Raw genomic sequence first — 15,198 nt, 5'->3', positions numbered from 1 at the left:
CCCCTTGGCCCGTACGCCCCGGCACACGGGCCAGGGGGTCGCCCAGGGTGCACCCCTGGGGCGACGCACAGCTCCCGCACGTGAGCGTGGGCGCATGAGAAGACACCTGATCACCCTCATGGCGCTGGCGCTCCCGGCCGCGATCGCGGCCGTCGCACCGTCGGCCTCCGCGCACGTCGCCGACCACGGCCACCACCCCCACCCGACCGCCGCCTGCCAGCCCGTCCGGCCGTCCGCCCCGGCGGGCACGCACGTCGACTCCGTGAGCGCCGTCGCGCACGCGGGCGGCACCATCTCCTTCCCGACCGCCTACCCGGCGGTCGCCCCGATCGCCGACGCCCCGGCGTGGTGCGACGTCACCGTGACGGTGAGCCACCTCGGCGCGAACGATCACGTGCGGATCAAGGTGTCGCTGCCTCAGTACCGCTCGCGGTGGAGCGGGCGGTTCCAGGCAGCGGGCGGCAGCGCCTACCTCGCGGGCGACCTCACGGACCCCGCGCCGGCGCTGGTCCAGGCGGTCAAGGCGGGATACGCGGCGGGCGCCACCGATGCGGGCGTCGGGCAGAACGCGGTCGACGTGAGCGGCTGGGCCCTCACGCCGCGCGGCACGGTGAACACCGCGCTGCTGAAGAACTTCTCGACGCGCTCCCTGCACGACCTCGCCGTCGTCGGGAAGGACGTCGCCAAGCAGTTCTACGGACGCTCGGTCACCTACGCCTACTGGAACGGCTGCTCGACGGGCGGCCGACAGGGCTACGCCGAGGCGCAGGACCACCCGACCGACTTCCAGGGCATCCTCGCGAACGCGCCCGCGATCAGCTGGGACCGGTTCGCGATCGCGACGCTGTGGTCGCAGGCGGTCTTCAACGAGGAGCACGTGCAGCCGAGCCCGTGCGAGCTGCAGGCCTTCACCGACGCCGCCGTGAAGGCGTGCGACACCCTCGACGGACGCAAGGACGGCATCATCGACGACCCGTCGAGGTGCGACTGGGACGCCCGGCGCCTCGTCGGGACGAAGGTCGTGTGCGACGGCCAGGAGATCACCGTCTCCCGGGCGACCGCGGACGCCGTCCGGAGGATCTGGGAGGGCCCGACCACGCCGTCGGGCGAGCGGCTCTGGTACGGCCCGAACAAGGGGGCGAGCCTCGACTCCATCGCCCGGTACGGGACACCGTTCGTGGTCGCCGAGCAGTGGGCCCAGTACTTCGTGACACGTGATCCGTCGTTCGACCCGAACGACCTCACCTACGCGTCGTTCTACCGGCTCTTCCAGTCCTCCCAGCGTCAGTTCCACGACGTCATCGGCACCGACGACCCGGACCTGCGGGCGTTCGCGCGGTCCGGCGGCAAGCTCATCACCTGGCACGGCCAGGCCGACCAGCTCGTCCCGACCCAGGGCACCGTGGACTACCGCGAGCGGGTCGACCGGCGCCTCGGCGGCGACCGGAAGGTCGACAGCTTCTACCGGCTGTTCCTCCTGCCGGGCGTCGACCACTGCGCGGGCGGCACCGACCCGACGAACGCCCTCGACTCGCTCGTGACCTGGGTCGAGCAGGGCCACGCCCCCGCCACGCTGACCGCGGCGATCACGCAGCCCGACGGCGCCACGGTCACCCGGCAGGTTCGACCCTTCGCGGCCGCCCGCCACTGACCTCCCGACCCACGAGCCGTTCGACGGCGGCCCCGGGACTCCCCCCGGGGCCGCCGTCGGGCGTCGTGAGGGCCTCGACGCCGCCGCGGGACGGGCATAGCGTCGAAGGATGTGCCGGAACATCACGACCCTGCGCGGGCTCGAGCCGCCCGCGACGTCCGAGGAGGTCGAGGCCGCCGCGCGCCAGTACGTGCGCAAGGTGACCGGCGTCCAGAAGCTCAGCGACGCGACGCGCGACGCGTTCGAGGCCGCGGTCGCCGCGGTGGCGGCCGCGACGGAGCGGGTGCTCGACGAGCTGCCCGAGCGCCGCACTCCCCCGCCCACGCTCCCGCCGCTGCGGCGCGCGGAGGTCCAGGAGCGGATCGCACGCCGGATGGCCGAACGGGAGGAGCACGAGCGCCTGCACGAGCTGGGGCTCGCGCACGAGCACGCCGACGACGGGTCGGTCGTCACGACCTGACTTCCGCCCGCCACCTGCGGACTTGGTCGGCGCACAGGTGCCGGCCTAGGGTGACACTCGAAATGACATCGTTGTCACCCGCCTGCGGGCGGAAGGAGTGGAGCCTATGCGAAAGTCAGTCCTCACGTTCCGATGTACCGCTCTGGTGGCTGGTACCGCTCTCGCCGCTGGGCTGGCGCAGCCCGCCGTCGCGCACACGACAGGGCACGGCGGGGGCCACGCGACCGGGCACGAGCTGCCCCTGACGCAGTACGTGAACCCGTTCGTCGGCACGGCCGTTTCCTCGACGAGCGGGTACGCCGGCAACGTCAACCCGGGTGCGCAGGTGCCGTTCGGGATGGTCGACTTCGGCCCCGACACGCCACGCACCGACTTCAACGGGTCGGGCGGATACCTGACCGCCGCGAACGCCACGAGCGGCAAGGTCAACTTCTTCAGCCTGACCCACCTCAACGGCCCGGGCTGCCCCGGCCAGGGCGTGGTCGGCATGATGCCGGCGTCGACGCCGCAGTCCGTCGCGACCGCCGCCGGGAAGCCCGTCGGCGTCACCTTCAAGACCGCGACCGAGTCGGCCCGTCCCGGCGAGTACGCCGTCACTCTCGACAACCAGGTCGGCGTCGAGCTCACCGCGACCACCCGCACCGGCATGGCGCAGTTCACCTACCCGGGCAAGGACGCCGGCTACTTCTCGCTGGACACGCGCCTCAACGCGAACAGCAACATGAGCAGCAGCGCGGGCAAGATCTCCGCGGCCAGCACCGCGCTCACCGTCGCCGACGACGGCCGCGTGCTCACCGGCAAGACCGTCGCCCCCGCATTCTGCACGCCGTACGGGACGCAGTTCAACTCGAACGTCTACTTCTACCTCGAGGCCGACAAGCCGCTGCGCGCCCAGCCCGACGGCAGCACCGTGAACACCGTGCACGACGGCGCGACCGTCCTCCAGTACGACCTCACCGACAAGGACCCGACGCTGACGATCCGCGTCGGGATCTCGTCCGTCAGCGTCGCGAACGCGAAGCTCAACCTGAAGACCGAGAACGCGCGCTCGACGTTCGACCAGGTCCGCGCGAAGGCGGACGCGACGTGGAACTCCCGGCTCAACGCCGTCCAGGTCGCCGAGGCGGCGAGGCCGGCGTCGCTGACCGCAGCCCAGCGCACCGACCTGACGAAGTTCTACACCGGCCTGTACCGCGTGTTCGGCTCCCCCACGACGTACTCCGACGTCAACGGCGACTTCCGCAGCATGGAGGCGACGCCGCCCTACCCGGGCACGGTCGACACCGCGGGCGGCGTGCCGGACCGCCCCGTCACGAACGTGCGCGACTACACGTACAAGCGGCCTGACGGCTCCACCGGCAGCTACACGACCCACTACTCGAGCCTGTCCATGTGGGACACGTACCGGTCGCAGGCCCAGCTTCTCGCAATGCTCGCGCCCGACGTCGCGAGCGACGTCATGCAGTCCCTCGTCGTCGACGGCGAGCAGTGCGGTGCGTTCCCCCACTGGGTCGACGCGAGCGACGACTCCACGCCCATGGCGGGCGACAACGCGCTCCCCGTCCTCGCGGCGTCGTACGCGTTCGGGGCGACCGGCTTCGACGTGACGACGGCGGCGCGACTGGTCAAGCAGTCGGTGTTCGACCCGACGAGCGCGTGCAACGGTCGGGCCAGCATGTCGGACGCGACGACGTACCTCCGGGACGGCTACTACCCGGACGCCACGTCGGCCAACATCGAGCGGTACAACAGCGACCACGCCGCGGCAGCCTTCCTGTCGGCGCTCCCGGAGCGCGTCCTCACGGACCCGAGCGTGTCCGTCACCCAGGCGGACATCGCGCGCCTCGACGACCGTGCGAGCTGGTGGAAGAACATCTTCGACTTCGCCGACGGCACGATCGTCGCGCGGGAGGCGCCGACGAGCGCGGGCACGCCGGGCCCGCTCGAGCCCGGTTCGTACCACGAGTCGACCGAGCCGAACTACTTCTGGTCGTTCGGGTATGCGTGGCCTGATCTGATCCGCACGATCGGCACGGACGGCGCCGTGGACCGGCTGAACACGCTCTTCTCGGTGGACTCCGCGCTCACCAAGGTGCCCACCCTCCAGCAGCTCAACGGCGGCCAGGACTCCCAGGGCTTCTACATGGGCAACGAGATGGGCTTCCCCGCGCCGTGGGCGTACGACTTCGCCGGCAAGCCCGCCTCGACGCAGTACGTGGTCCAGCAGCTCATGCGCACCGCGTTCAGCACGGCCCGCGACGGGCTGCCCGGCGACGACGACATGGGCGCCCTGTCGAGCTGGTACGTGTTCGCGGGGATCGGCATGTTCCCCGTGTCGCAGGCCGAGGACGGCCTCGCGCTGTCCACGCCGCAGTTCCCCGACGTCACGCTGCACCTCGGCAAGCGCACCGTGCGGATCCACACCGACCGCGACGCGGCCACGTCGCCGTTCATCCTCTCGCTGCGGGTCGACGGGCGCACGCAGGACCGCTCGTGGCTCGCGGTGGACCGGTTGTCGTCGAGCCGCACGCTCAGCTACACGTTGAGCACCAGCCCGACGACGTGGGCGACCACGACGGACCCCACGGGCCCGACGACATCACGCACCTCGCTGCAGCTGGACCGTCACGTCCAGCGGGCCGGGACGACCACGGCGGCGACCGCCACGGTGACGTTCGGTGACGACGTGGCCCAGCCCGGGACGGTCGTGTTCCGGGACGGCCGACGGATCCTTGCGCGGGTTCCGCTCGGCGCCGGAGCGCAGGCGACGGCCACGGTCCCGACGACGGTCACACGAGGCGTCCACTCCCTCACCGCGGTCTTCGTTCCGGACGACCGCACGCGGGCCGGAGGGTCGACGTCGAAGGCCCAGCACCTCGTCGTCCTGGCGCCCCCGCACCACGGCCGCTGAGAAGGAGCTGGCCGTCGGCGGCGGTTACGCCACCCGCCCAGGCGAGCGCGCCTCACTTATCTTGACCCATTCAGAACAAGCGGTAGCCTCGGGCGCATGTCCCCCGACTGGACGCGGGCCCTGCGCGACGCCGGGCTACGCGTCACCCAGCAGCGTCTCGCGGTGCTCGAGGAGCTGCGGGCCGTGCCGCACGCCGAGGCCGACGAGATCGTGCGCCGGCTGCGCCCGCGGCTGGGCGAGGTGAGCGCACAGACCGTCTACGGCGTCGTCGGTGCGCTCGAGACGGCCGGGCTCGTCCGTCGCATCGACCTGCCCGGACACGCGTGGCGCTACGAGACGCGCGTGGCCGACAACCACCATCACCTGGTCTGCCGCTCGTGCGGCCGCGTGGAGGACGTCGACTGCGTCGTCGGCGCCGCGCCGTGCCTCACGCCGTCGGACGACCTCGGCTTCGTGATCGACGCCGCCGACGTCGTGTTCTCCGGCCTGTGCCCCGCGTGCGCGGCACGGCCACGGTCGGACGAGCTGCCCGCCGGCGCCTGAGTCCCCCAGCCTGTCCCCCCCATCCCCACCCGGAAGGATGCCGATGTCCGAGAACCCCGAGCTGCACGGAGTCGTCACGACGGACGACGAGACCGACCAGCCGATCGAGAGCGACTGCCCTGTCCCCCACGGTCTGCGCTCTCCGCACCCGACGAGCGGGAACGCCAACAGCGGCTGGTGGCCGGAGCGCCTCAACCTGAAGATCCTGGCCAAGAACCCTGCGGTCGCCAACCCGCTGGGCGAGGAGTTCGACTACGCGACCGCGTTCCAGGCGCTCGACCTCCCGGCCGTCAAGCGGGACGTCGCCGAGGTCCTCACCACGTCCCAGGACTGGTGGCCTGCGGACTTCGGCCACTACGGTCCCCTCGTGGTCCGCATGGCGTGGCACAGCGCCGGGACCTACCGCGTGATCGACGGCCGCGGCGGTGGCGGCACCGGCCAGCAGCGCTTCGCCCCGCTGAACAGCTGGCCCGACAACGTGAGCCTCGACAAGGCGCGACGGCTCCTGTGGCCCGTCAAGAAGAAGTACGGGCGGAGCCTGTCGTGGGCCGACCTCATGATCCTCGCCGGGAACGTCGCGCTCGAGACCATGGGCTTCGAGACCCTCGGCTTCGCGGGCGGGCGCGTCGACGCCTGGGAGCCCGACGACGACGTCTACTGGGGACCGGAGACCACGTGGCTCGGCGACGAGCGCTACCACGGCGACCACGAGCTCGAACGACCGCTCGCCGCGGTCCAGATGGGCCTCATCTACGTCAACCCCGAAGGTCCGGCCGGCAACCCCGACCCTCTCGCGTCGGCGCGTGACATCCGTGAGACCTTCAAGCGGATGGCCATGGACGACGAGGAGACGGTCGCCCTGATCGCCGGCGGCCACACGTTCGGCAAGACGCACGGCGCCGGCCCGGACAGCCACGTCGGTGCCGCGCCCGAAGCGGGCGGGCTCGAGGACCAGGGCCTCGGCTGGTCGAACACCTACGGCAGCGGCGTCGGGGACGACACGATCACGTCGGGTCTCGAGGTCACGTGGACCTACCACCCGACCCGGTGGGACAACGAGTTCTTCCACATCCTGTTCGCGTACGAGTGGGAGCTCATGGACTCGCCGGCGGGCGCCAAGCAGTGGCGACCCAAGGACGGCGGCGGAGCGGACATGGTGCCGCTCGCCCACACGGACGGACGGCGCGAGCCTCGCATGCTCACGTCCGACCTGGCGCTTCGCCACGACCCCGTCTACGAGCCCATCGCCCGCCGCTTCAAGGACGACCAGGCCGCGTTCGCTGCGGCGTTCGCGCGGGCCTGGTTCAAGCTCACCCACCGCGACATGGGGCCGGTCGCGCGTTACGTCGGTCCCGAGGTGCCCGCCGAGCAGTTCCTGTGGCAGGACCCGCTGCCTGCAGCGACCGCGACCCTGACCGAGGCGGACGTCGCGGCTCTCAAGGACGCCGTGCGCTCCTCGGGCCTCACGGTCGCCGAGCTCGTGTCCACCGCGTGGGCGTCCGCGTCGTCGTTCCGCGGCAGCGACAAGCGTGGGGGCGCCAACGGTGCTCGCGTCCGGCTCGCCCCGCAGAAGGACTGGGCCGTGAACGACCCGGAGCGGCTCGCACGGGTGATCGCCGCGCTCGAGGAGATCAAGGACGCGTCGGGCACCGGCGTCTCCCTCGCCGACCTCGTCGTCCTCGCGGGCGGCGTGGGCGTCGAGGACGCCGCAGTCGCGGCCGGGCACCCGATCGAGGTGCCGTTCACGCCCGGCCGCGTCGATGCGACGCAGGAGCAGACCGACGTCGAGTCGTTCGGGTATCTCGAGCCCGTCGCCGACGGGTTCCGCAACTACGTGGGACCCGAGGCCTCCATGCCGGCCGAGTACCACCTGGTCGACCGGGCGAACCTCCTCACCTTGAGCGTGCCCGAGATGACGGTGCTCGTGGGCGGGCTGCGGGTCCTGGGCGCGACGTACGACGGGTCGACCCGCGGCGTGCTGACGGACCGGCCCGGGGTGCTGACGAACGACTTCTTCGTCAACCTCCTCGACATGGGAACCCGGTGGAGCGCGCTGGACCCCGGCAAGCACGCCTACCAGGGCGTCGACCGGGCGACCGGCGAGCCGCGGTGGGTCGGCACGCGTGCGGACCTCGTCTTCGGGGCCAACTCCGAGCTGCGTGCCGTCGCCGAGGTCTACGCGTCCGACGACGCGGCCCGACAGCTCGTCGACGACTTCGTCGCCGCCTGGGTCAAGGTCATGGAGCTCGACCGCTTCGACCTGGACCGCTGACCGTCCGCCGTCGGGCCGACCCTCCGGGGCCGGCCCGACGGCCACGGCTCCCCGCACGACGACCCGGAGGCCCCCGCCGATGAGCCAGCAGTCCAGACCGCTCCCCCCGACCGACGTCGTGGCCGACGTCGTCGTGGCCGCCGACGGCTCCGGCGACGCACGCACCGTCCAGGAGGGCGTCGACCTCGCCCCGGCCGGTGCCGACCGCGTCGTCGTCCGCGTCGAGCCCGGCGTCTACCGCGGCCCGGTCGTCGTCGGTCCCGACAAGACGGGCCTCGCGCTCGTCGGGGCCACGGGCGACCCGGACGACGTCGTCATCGTCGACGACCGAGCCAACGGGACACCGCGGCCCGGCGGCGGGACCTGGGGCACGGCCGGCAGCGCGACGGTGACGGTCGCCGGCGACGGCTTCGAGGCGAGGCACGTCACGTTCGCGAACGCGTTCGACGACGCCGCCCACCCCGAGATCGTGAACCGTCAGGCCGTGGCCCTGCGGACGCTGGCCGACCGGGTGGTCCTCGACCACGTCCGGCTCCTCGGCCACCAGGACACGCTGTTCCTCGACTCGCCGGCCGAGGACGTCCGGGTCCGTGTCTACGTGCACGACAGCCACGTCCAGGGCGACGTCGATTTCGTGTTCGGCAGGGCGACGGCCGTGCTCGACGGGTGCACGATCATGGCGCTCCGCCACACCGGCACCCCGAACGGCTACCTCTTCGCACCGAGCACCGCCACGGGCAACCCGCACGGGTTTCTCGTCACGCGCTGCAGCCTCGTCTCCGACGCGGATCCCGGCAGCTACGCCCTCGGGCGACCGTGGCACCCGAGCAGCGCGCCGGGCAACGACCCGCGCGTCGTCGTCCGCGACTCGACGCTGGGCCGCCACCTGGCCGTGGCGGCCCCCTGGGAGCCGATGCACGGGTACGACTGGCTACCCGGTCGCAACGCGGAGCACCACAACGACGGGCCCGGCGCCCTCGTCACCCTGCAGCGACCCCAGCTCGCCGAGGCCGACGCCCGCGCGCACGTCCCCGCGGCGTACCTCGCGGGCGACGACGGCTGGGCGCCCCAGCGGGCGGCAGACCTCAGCGCGGGATGAGCCGGTACGCGCGCGACCCCCGCTCCCACGCGGCGACGAGGTCGTCGGGTGCGGGGGTCCCGTCGTCGTCCCGGCGGACGTCGTTGAGCGACGCGAAGGTCCCGTTCTCCCGGCACATCACGGCGTAGGCGGCGACGACGTCCTCGCGCGAGGTGAGGACCTCGACGTCCACGGTCGTGCGACGGCCGCGGAGCCGGACCTCGAGCGGCTCGCCGGTGCGCAGGTTGCGCCCCCACCGGGCCGGGGTGCCGATCAGCAGGGCGCCGTCGTGCGGGACGTACGCGACCGGCACCGTGTACCGCGTCCCGGACTTGCGTCCGACGACGTACAGGGTGATCAGTCGCCGTCCCGCGAGCCGGTCGAGACCCGGGGTGCGCAGCACCCCGCGGACGACCCGGTTCGCCAGACCCTGCGCGGCGATCGTGCGCGACTCCCCCGCTGCCTGGGGGACGTCGCCGGTGATGGGCTCGCTCATGTCTCGCTCCTCGTCGTTACGTTGGTCGCGTGCGGACCGTCTACCCGGTGGACGGATCACGAGAACCGGAGGTAACACGGTGGACGACGCGGCGCTCTTCGAACCCCACCGGGCGCACCTGCGCGGGGTGGCGTACCGCATGCTCGGCTCCCTCTCCGAGGCCGACGACGCCGTGCAGGAGGCCTGGCTGCGCCTCGCCCGCTCCGACACCGACGGCGTCGCGAACCTCCGCGCCTGGCTCACGACCGTGGTCTCGCGGGTCTGCCTCGACATGCTGCGGTCACGGGCGTCACGCCGGGAGGACCCCCTCGACGTGCACGTGCCCGATCCCGTCGTGCGGCCCCTGCCCGGCCACGGCGTCGAAGCCCCGGACGGTCCCGAGGACCGCGCCGTGCTCGCCGACTCGGTGGGCCTCGCTCTCCTCGTCGTGCTCGACACGCTGTCGCCGTCCGAACGGCTCGCGTTCGTCCTGCACGACGTCTTCGCCGTCCCGTTCGACGAGATCGGGACCGTGCTGGACCGCTCCCCCGGCGCCGCGAAGCAGCTCGCCAGCCGGGCGCGCGCCCGACTCCGCGCCGCCGGCCCGCACGCCGACCCCGGCCGGGTGCGCGGCGCCGACGCACGGCACCACCGCGACGTCGTGCGGGCGTTCGTCGCCGCGTCGCGCGACGGCGACCTCGAGCGGCTCGCCCGGCTGCTGGCCCCGGACGTCACCCTCCACGCCGACGCGGGCGCCGGCCCCGCCGGACCGTCGCGCACCGTCCGGGGCGTGGACGCCGTCGTCGCGCAGGCCCGTCAGTTCGCGGCGCTCTCCTCGGCGGCGCGCGTCGTCCTCGTCAACGGCGTCGCCGGGGTCCTCGTCGCGCCGCGCGGCAAGCCGTTCGCGGTCATCGGCTTCACCGTCGACGACGGCCTGGTCACCGAGCTCGACATCCTCGCGGACCCGGAGCGCCTCGCCCGGCTCGACCTCACCACCGTCCTGAACTGATCGCCGCTGGTTCTGCCCGTTCCGAGGAGCCGGTGCGCCAGCCGCACCGGCGAGCGCACCCTGCGCTCGGCCCGGATATTTGTAAGGGGAATCCACATAATCCGCTCGTACCCGTTGAACAAGCCGCTGCCAGATGTCAAGGATGAACGAGGCACCGCGTGAGCGGCGCTCCCGTCACGATCGACCCGGGCTCCGGTCCGGGACGAGCGAGGAGATCAACGATGCAGTTGAGTTTCAGCACACGAGTCGGCGGCGCACTGGCCGCCGGTGCGATGGCGCTCGTCGGGGGTGTGGCCGGCGCGGCCGCGTTCGCCACGTCGGCCAGCGCCGCAACCAGCACCTGCGCCACCGCATGGAGCGCGTCCTCCGTCTACACCGGCGGCCAGACCGCCAGCGAGAACGGCGTCAACTACAAAGCGAACTGGTGGACCCAGGGCGACGACCCTGCCACGCACAGCGGGGCGGCGGGCAGCGGGCAGCCCTGGACCTCGCAGGGCTCCTGTACCGGCGGGAGCACCGGCGGCGACGACGGAGGTGGTGACGGCGGGAGCACCGGCGGCGGTGACGGCGGCGGCAGCACCGGCGGAGGCACCGGGAGCGCCGACGGCGTCGTCTTCGCCCCGTACAAGGACATCACGGTCTCGATGGACTGGAACACCAGCACCATGCGCACGGCGGCGAGCGGGACCACGCTCCCCCTCGTCGGCGCGAACAGCTTCTACTCGAAGGTCGAGCCGAACCTCGGTGCGATCACGCTCGCGTTCGCGACCGGCACCTGCACGAACGAAGGGTGGGCCGGCGTCAGCGCGTCCAGCTTCATCGCCTCGAACATCGGCGCCCTCGACTCCGCGGGCCTCGACTACATCGTCTCGACCGGCGGGGCTGCAGGGTCCTTCACCTGCGACTCGGGGGCGAACCTCAAGAGCTTCATCGCCCGGTACGCCACCCCGCACATGATCGGGCTCGACTTCGACATCGAGAACGGGATGTCGACGTCGGACATCACGAACCTCGTCAACGCGGCCGCCGAGGCGCAGACCGCCTACCCGAACCTGCGCTTCTCGTTCACGCTCGCCACCTGGGCGGCGTCGGACGGCAGCCACGCCGGTCTCAACTCGCTGGGCACCTCGGTCGTCAACGCGATCAAGGCGTCCTCGCTCACGCACTACACGATCGACCTCATGACCATGGACTACGGCGGCCCGTCGAGCGCCGTGTGCGTCATGTCGGGCGGCCAGTGCGACATGGGCCAGTCGGCGGTCCAGGCGGCCAAGAACCTCGAGTACACGTTCGGCATCCCGGCCGACAAGATCGAGCTCTGCCCCATGATCGCCGCGAACGACGTCGCAGGTGAGAACTTCACGCTCTCCGACGTCGACACCGTGACGAACTACGTCAAGGCGAACGGCCTCGCCGGTATCCGGTACTGGTCGCTCGACCGCGACTCCGGGGTCCAGTACACCAACCGGTTCCTCAGCGACCTCGGGCGCTGACGGACGCACGACGGCGGAGGCCGCCCCAGATCACTGGGGCGGCCTCCGCCGTCGTGCGCCCTCGGCTACCGGGCGCGCTTTTTGTGGCTGGTCCGAGCCCTGAGTGGCGCGGGCAGTCCTGGGCGCTTGGCACAGTATTTATAGTCGAGAGACCTACTCGACGTCGGAGAAGAGCCCCGTGAACGGGACTCCGGTGCCGACCAGCCGCCCGAAGAACTCGCCACCGGCGGGCCCGGCGACCGCAGCAGAAGCCTCCGCATAGCCGTCGAAGTACAGATCGAGCGTCCGGTGTGCGGGCGCGGGTGTCCCGTCCTCCTTCGGCCAGACCTTGGCCGACTCGACCCGGCGCAGCTTCGGAAGCTGCTTCGCAGCGTCGACGATCTCGACGTACTCCCCCTCGAACACTTCCGGGTCCTCGGGGTTGTCGATGGTGAGGGTGATCTTCGTGGTCACGATGTGCTCCTTGGTCTCGAATAGCCGGACTAGGGCGTGTCTCCAAACCGTTTGGTCGGGCGCGCGGCAGACTCGCGGGGTGAGTTCGAGGACGTCGGTGTTGACCGATGAGCAGTGGGAGCGGATCGCACCGTTCATGCCGAAGGCGGGCCCGAAGGGCGGTCGCCCGCACGCGGATCACCGTGTGGTGATGGAAGGGATCATCTACCGGTATCGGACGGGGATCCCCTGGCGGGACCTGCCCCGTGAGACCTTCGGCCCGTACCAGACGGTCTGGAAGCGGCATCACCGGTTCGTGGTGGACGGGACGTGGGACCAGATCTGGTCGGCGCTGCTCGCGCAGGCGGACGCGGACGGGCAGATCGACTGGGAGGTCGCGGTCGACTCCACGATCAACCGGGCCCACCAGCACGCGACGAACACGACCCGTCCCGAGCAGGACACGGGGGGCCGCGGCGAATCACAAGAACCGCGACCGTGAGCCTGTCCACAACGAACCTGCAGGTCACGGGATCGGAAGATCTCGTGGTGGGCTGACGACCAAGGTCCACCACGCGGTGGACGGTCGGGGCCGGCCCTTGGCCGCGGTCGTGACCGCTGGGCAGTGTCACGACGGCCAGCAGCTCAAGGCCGTCCTGGCCGACGTCTGGGTACCCCGCGAGGTCGGTCGCCCACGCACGACGCCGGACGCGTTGCTCGCGGACAAGGCCTACTCGTCCGCAGCCACCCGCGCCGACCTGCGCGCCCGGCGCATCCAGGCCGTGATCCCCGAACGCGCCGACCAGAAGGCCAACCGCAAGCGCAAGGGCTCCGCCGGCGGTCGGCCACCGGTGACTGACTTCGAGAAGTACAAGAAGCGCAACGTCGTCGAACGGTCCTTCAACCTGCTCAAACAGTGGCGCGCCCTGGCCACCCGTTACGACAAGCACGCCACGATCTACCGCGGCGCGGTCGTCCTGGCCGCCATCATCGTCTGGCTACGCAGTTAGGAGACACGCCCTAGTACGTCTACTTAGAAGCTCGAGAGCGAGTCCCGCGACGAGGCAACCCCTGAAGCGGGTCGCGCAACGCGCGAGGGAGTCGGCTCCGGGGCCGGAGGGTGCCAGCTCGAGGACGGGGCGGCGCCGCGCGGCCGAGCACGAGGCTGCGCGAGCGGATCCACGCGAGCGTGGTCCTCATCGCCTGGGAATGACGGATGGCTCGAACCCACGATCCGTGGGTTCGAGCCATTCCGATGTCCTGCGACATCACCTGTGTCGGGCTGACAGGATTTGAACCTGCGACCCCTTGACCCCCAGTCAAGTGCGCTACCAAGCTGCGCCACAGCCCGTCGGTGCCGATCAGCCCCGCCGAAGGCGGGACCTCGCACACCGAGGTGGTCCCTCAGGACCGACGGTAATGCTACCCCAACTCGACCCCCTCCCCCGACCACATTCGGTCTCCGACCTCGCGCGACGGGGTCGGCCCAGGTCGTGCGAAACGCCAGCCTGTCCCCCTACGGTGGAACCGTCCGGCGATGCTCCCACGCCCCAGGAGGCCTGTGATGCGGTTCGACTACGACTACGTGATCGTCGGTGGCGGGATGTCCGCCGACACGGCCGCCCGCGGGATCCGGGAGCTCGACCCGGACGGCAGCATCGCGATCCTGTCGGAGGACGTCGACGAGCCGTACGAGCGTCCGCCGCTGTCGAAGGACCTGTGGCGCGACGAGGACCGCTCCCCCGACTCGGTGTACCTCGGCACGGCCGACGCCGCCCGCGCCGACGTGCGCACGTCGACCCGCGTGACGAGCGTCGACCGCGAGCGTCACGTCGTGACCGCGAACGACGACGACGAGTACGGCTATCGCGCCCTGCTGCTCGCGACCGGTGGGCGGCCGCGCGAGCTGGACCTGCCGCCGAGCCCGCGCGTCGTCTACTTCCGGTCGTTCGGCGACTACCACCGCACGCGCGAGCTCGCCGACGAGGCGCGCGCACAGGCGGGCGACCCGGACGCGGGGCGCGTGGTCGTCGTCGGCGGCGGCTACATCGGCACGGAGGTCGCGGCCGGGCTCGCGATGGCGGGGGCGCCTGTGACGTACCTGACGTCCGACCCGATCCCGGGCGCGTCGACCTACCCCGAGGTCCTGGCCCGCCGGATCGAGGCGCGCTACGCCGAGCACGGGGTCGACGTCGTCACGAGGGCCCGGGCGAAGAGGCTGGAGCAGACCGAGGCGGACCGGGTCCTCGTGCATGCCGAGGTCGACGGCTCGCCGGTCACGCTGTCCGGGCTCGGCGTGGTGGTGGGCTTCGGGATCGAGCCCAACGTGGAGCTCGCGGTCGCGGCGGGGATCGACGTCGACGAGGACCAGCAGGGCGTCGTCGTCGACGAGGCGCTGCGCACGAGCGACCCGGACGTGTTCGCGGCGGGCGACATCGCGCTCTATCCCGACCGCCTGCTGGGGACCCGGCGCGTCGAGCACGTGGACCACGCGCAGCAGTCGGGCCGGACGGCGGGGCGCAACATGGCGGCGTCCGTGCTCGGCAACGAGCTCGGCCCGTACGAGCACACGCCGTTCTACTACTCCGACATCTTCGACCTCGGGTACGAGGCGGTGGGCGTGCTCGACGCGAGCCTGGACCTCGTGGAGGACTGGGCGCCGGGCGCCGAGGGCGACACGGGCGTCGTGTACTACGTCGGGGCCGAGGACTCGGACGAGGCGGGCAAGCTCAAGGGCGTGCTGCTGTGGAACGTGTGGGACTCGACGGACCGGGCGCGCGAGCTCCTCGCGGAGTTCCACGAGCCCGGGTCGGTCGCGGGCCCGGACGACCTGCGGGGCCGCATCCCGACCACGTGATCCGCGCCCGCCGCTCG

At 71.9% G+C, this 15,198-nt stretch carries 12 protein-coding genes and 1 tRNA gene; 10 read left to right on the top strand and 3 right to left on the bottom strand.

Annotation, left to right across the window (positions count from 1 at the left end):
• Positions 1–94: 94 nt before the first annotated feature.
• The 6 genes from KDY119_RS08770 to KDY119_RS08745 all read left to right on the top strand — a co-directional run bounded on the left by KDY119_RS08770 (position 95) and on the right by KDY119_RS08745 (position 8,936).
• Positions 95–1,651, top strand: coding sequence for a tannase/feruloyl esterase family alpha/beta hydrolase (locus KDY119_RS08770; RefSeq protein ID WP_036950997.1), 1,557 nt, complete (start codon positions 95–97; stop codon positions 1,649–1,651).
• A gap of 109 nt (positions 1,652–1,760) precedes the next feature.
• Positions 1,761–2,111: a DUF2277 domain-containing protein gene (locus tag KDY119_RS08765; protein ID WP_036950264.1), complete on the top strand. Its 351-nt coding sequence runs from the start codon at positions 1,761–1,763 to the stop codon at positions 2,109–2,111.
• Between the two features lie 145 nt (positions 2,112–2,256).
• On the top strand, positions 2,257–5,022 hold the full coding sequence (locus KDY119_RS08760; RefSeq protein ID WP_051136556.1) for a glycoside hydrolase domain-containing protein: 2,766 nt from the start codon (positions 2,257–2,259) through the stop codon (positions 5,020–5,022).
• A 96-nt stretch (positions 5,023–5,118) separates the two neighbouring features.
• Positions 5,119–5,565 carry a Fur family transcriptional regulator gene (locus KDY119_RS08755; protein ID WP_036950268.1) on the top strand — a complete coding sequence of 149 codons (447 nt, stop codon included), beginning with the start codon at positions 5,119–5,121 and terminating at the stop codon, positions 5,563–5,565.
• Positions 5,566–5,608: 43 nt separating this feature from the next.
• Complete coding sequence (gene katG / locus KDY119_RS08750) at positions 5,609–7,837, top strand: catalase/peroxidase HPI (RefSeq protein ID WP_153022209.1); 2,229 nt, start codon at positions 5,609–5,611, stop codon at positions 7,835–7,837.
• Positions 7,838–7,916: 79 nt separating this feature from the next.
• Positions 7,917–8,936: a pectinesterase family protein gene (locus tag KDY119_RS08745; RefSeq protein ID WP_036950270.1), complete on the top strand. Its 1,020-nt coding sequence runs from the start codon at positions 7,917–7,919 to the stop codon at positions 8,934–8,936.
• Here KDY119_RS08745 and KDY119_RS08740 read toward each other — a convergent pair.
• Complete coding sequence (locus tag KDY119_RS08740) at positions 8,923–9,411, bottom strand: PNPOx family protein (protein WP_083890840.1); 489 nt, start codon at positions 9,409–9,411, stop codon at positions 8,923–8,925. The two genes, KDY119_RS08745 and KDY119_RS08740, sit on opposite strands and share 14 nt — an antisense overlap.
• Positions 9,412–9,490: 79 nt before the next feature.
• Between KDY119_RS08740 and KDY119_RS08735 the strand changes: the two genes are divergently transcribed.
• Together KDY119_RS08735 and KDY119_RS08730 are read left to right on the top strand one after the other, a co-directional pair.
• A complete protein-coding gene (locus KDY119_RS08735) occupies positions 9,491–10,399 on the top strand; it encodes a sigma-70 family RNA polymerase sigma factor (protein ID WP_227994584.1) in 909 nt (302 codons plus the stop codon).
• 221 nt (positions 10,400–10,620) lie between these two features.
• Positions 10,621–11,892 carry a carbohydrate-binding protein gene (locus KDY119_RS08730; protein ID WP_194174394.1) on the top strand — a complete coding sequence of 424 codons (1,272 nt, stop codon included), beginning with the start codon at positions 10,621–10,623 and terminating at the stop codon, positions 11,890–11,892.
• Between the two features lie 153 nt (positions 11,893–12,045).
• Here the strand turns inward: KDY119_RS08730 and KDY119_RS08725 are convergent, their stop codons facing one another.
• Positions 12,046–12,345: an EthD domain-containing protein gene (locus KDY119_RS08725; RefSeq protein WP_036951006.1), complete on the bottom strand. Its 300-nt coding sequence runs from the start codon at positions 12,343–12,345 to the stop codon at positions 12,046–12,048.
• 79 nt (positions 12,346–12,424) lie between these two features.
• Here KDY119_RS08725 and KDY119_RS08720 point away from each other — a divergent pair.
• Positions 12,425–13,334, top strand: a protein-coding gene (locus KDY119_RS08720) for an IS5 family transposase (RefSeq protein ID WP_227994583.1) whose coding sequence is annotated in 2 segments (ribosomal slippage) — positions 12,425–12,790 and positions 12,792–13,334 — 909 coding nt in all. Because the reading frame shifts where the segments join, the coding sequence is not laid out codon by codon here.
• Between the two features lie 267 nt (positions 13,335–13,601).
• Here KDY119_RS08720 and KDY119_RS08715 read toward each other — a convergent pair.
• Positions 13,602–13,675 (bottom strand) — tRNA-Pro (locus KDY119_RS08715).
• 213 nt (positions 13,676–13,888) lie between these two features.
• Here KDY119_RS08715 and KDY119_RS08710 point away from each other — a divergent pair.
• Positions 13,889–15,181, top strand: coding sequence for an NAD(P)/FAD-dependent oxidoreductase (locus KDY119_RS08710; RefSeq protein WP_153022207.1), 1,293 nt, complete (start codon positions 13,889–13,891; stop codon positions 15,179–15,181).
• Positions 15,182–15,198: the final 17 nt, after the last annotated feature.

The sequence above is a fragment of the Luteimicrobium xylanilyticum genome, from assembly GCF_009429125.1.
GTDB classification, from domain to species: domain Bacteria; phylum Actinomycetota; class Actinomycetes; order Actinomycetales; family Cellulomonadaceae; genus Luteimicrobium; species Luteimicrobium xylanilyticum.
This window is presented reverse-complemented; position numbering and strand designations above follow the sequence as displayed.

Excerpts from the sequence above, each read along its gene's own strand:
- KDY119_RS08755 (WP_036950268.1), top strand. The coding sequence starts at position 5,119 with ATGTCCCCCGACTGGACGCGGGCCCTGCGCGACGCCGGGCTACGCGTC.
- katG (WP_153022209.1), top strand. The coding sequence starts at position 5,609 with ATGTCCGAGAACCCCGAGCTGCACGGAGTCGTCACGACGGACGACGAG.
- KDY119_RS08765 (WP_036950264.1), top strand. The coding sequence starts at position 1,761 with ATGTGCCGGAACATCACGACCCTGCGCGGGCTCGAGCCGCCCGCGACG.
- KDY119_RS08740 (WP_083890840.1), bottom strand. The coding sequence starts at position 9,411 with ATGAGCGAGCCCATCACCGGCGACGTCCCCCAGGCAGCGGGGGAGTCG.
- KDY119_RS08770 (WP_036950997.1), top strand. The coding sequence starts at position 95 with ATGAGAAGACACCTGATCACCCTCATGGCGCTGGCGCTCCCGGCCGCG.
- KDY119_RS08745 (WP_036950270.1), top strand. The coding sequence starts at position 7,917 with ATGAGCCAGCAGTCCAGACCGCTCCCCCCGACCGACGTCGTGGCCGAC.
- KDY119_RS08710 (WP_153022207.1), top strand. The coding sequence starts at position 13,889 with ATGCGGTTCGACTACGACTACGTGATCGTCGGTGGCGGGATGTCCGCC.
- KDY119_RS08730 (WP_194174394.1), top strand. The coding sequence starts at position 10,621 with ATGCAGTTGAGTTTCAGCACACGAGTCGGCGGCGCACTGGCCGCCGGT.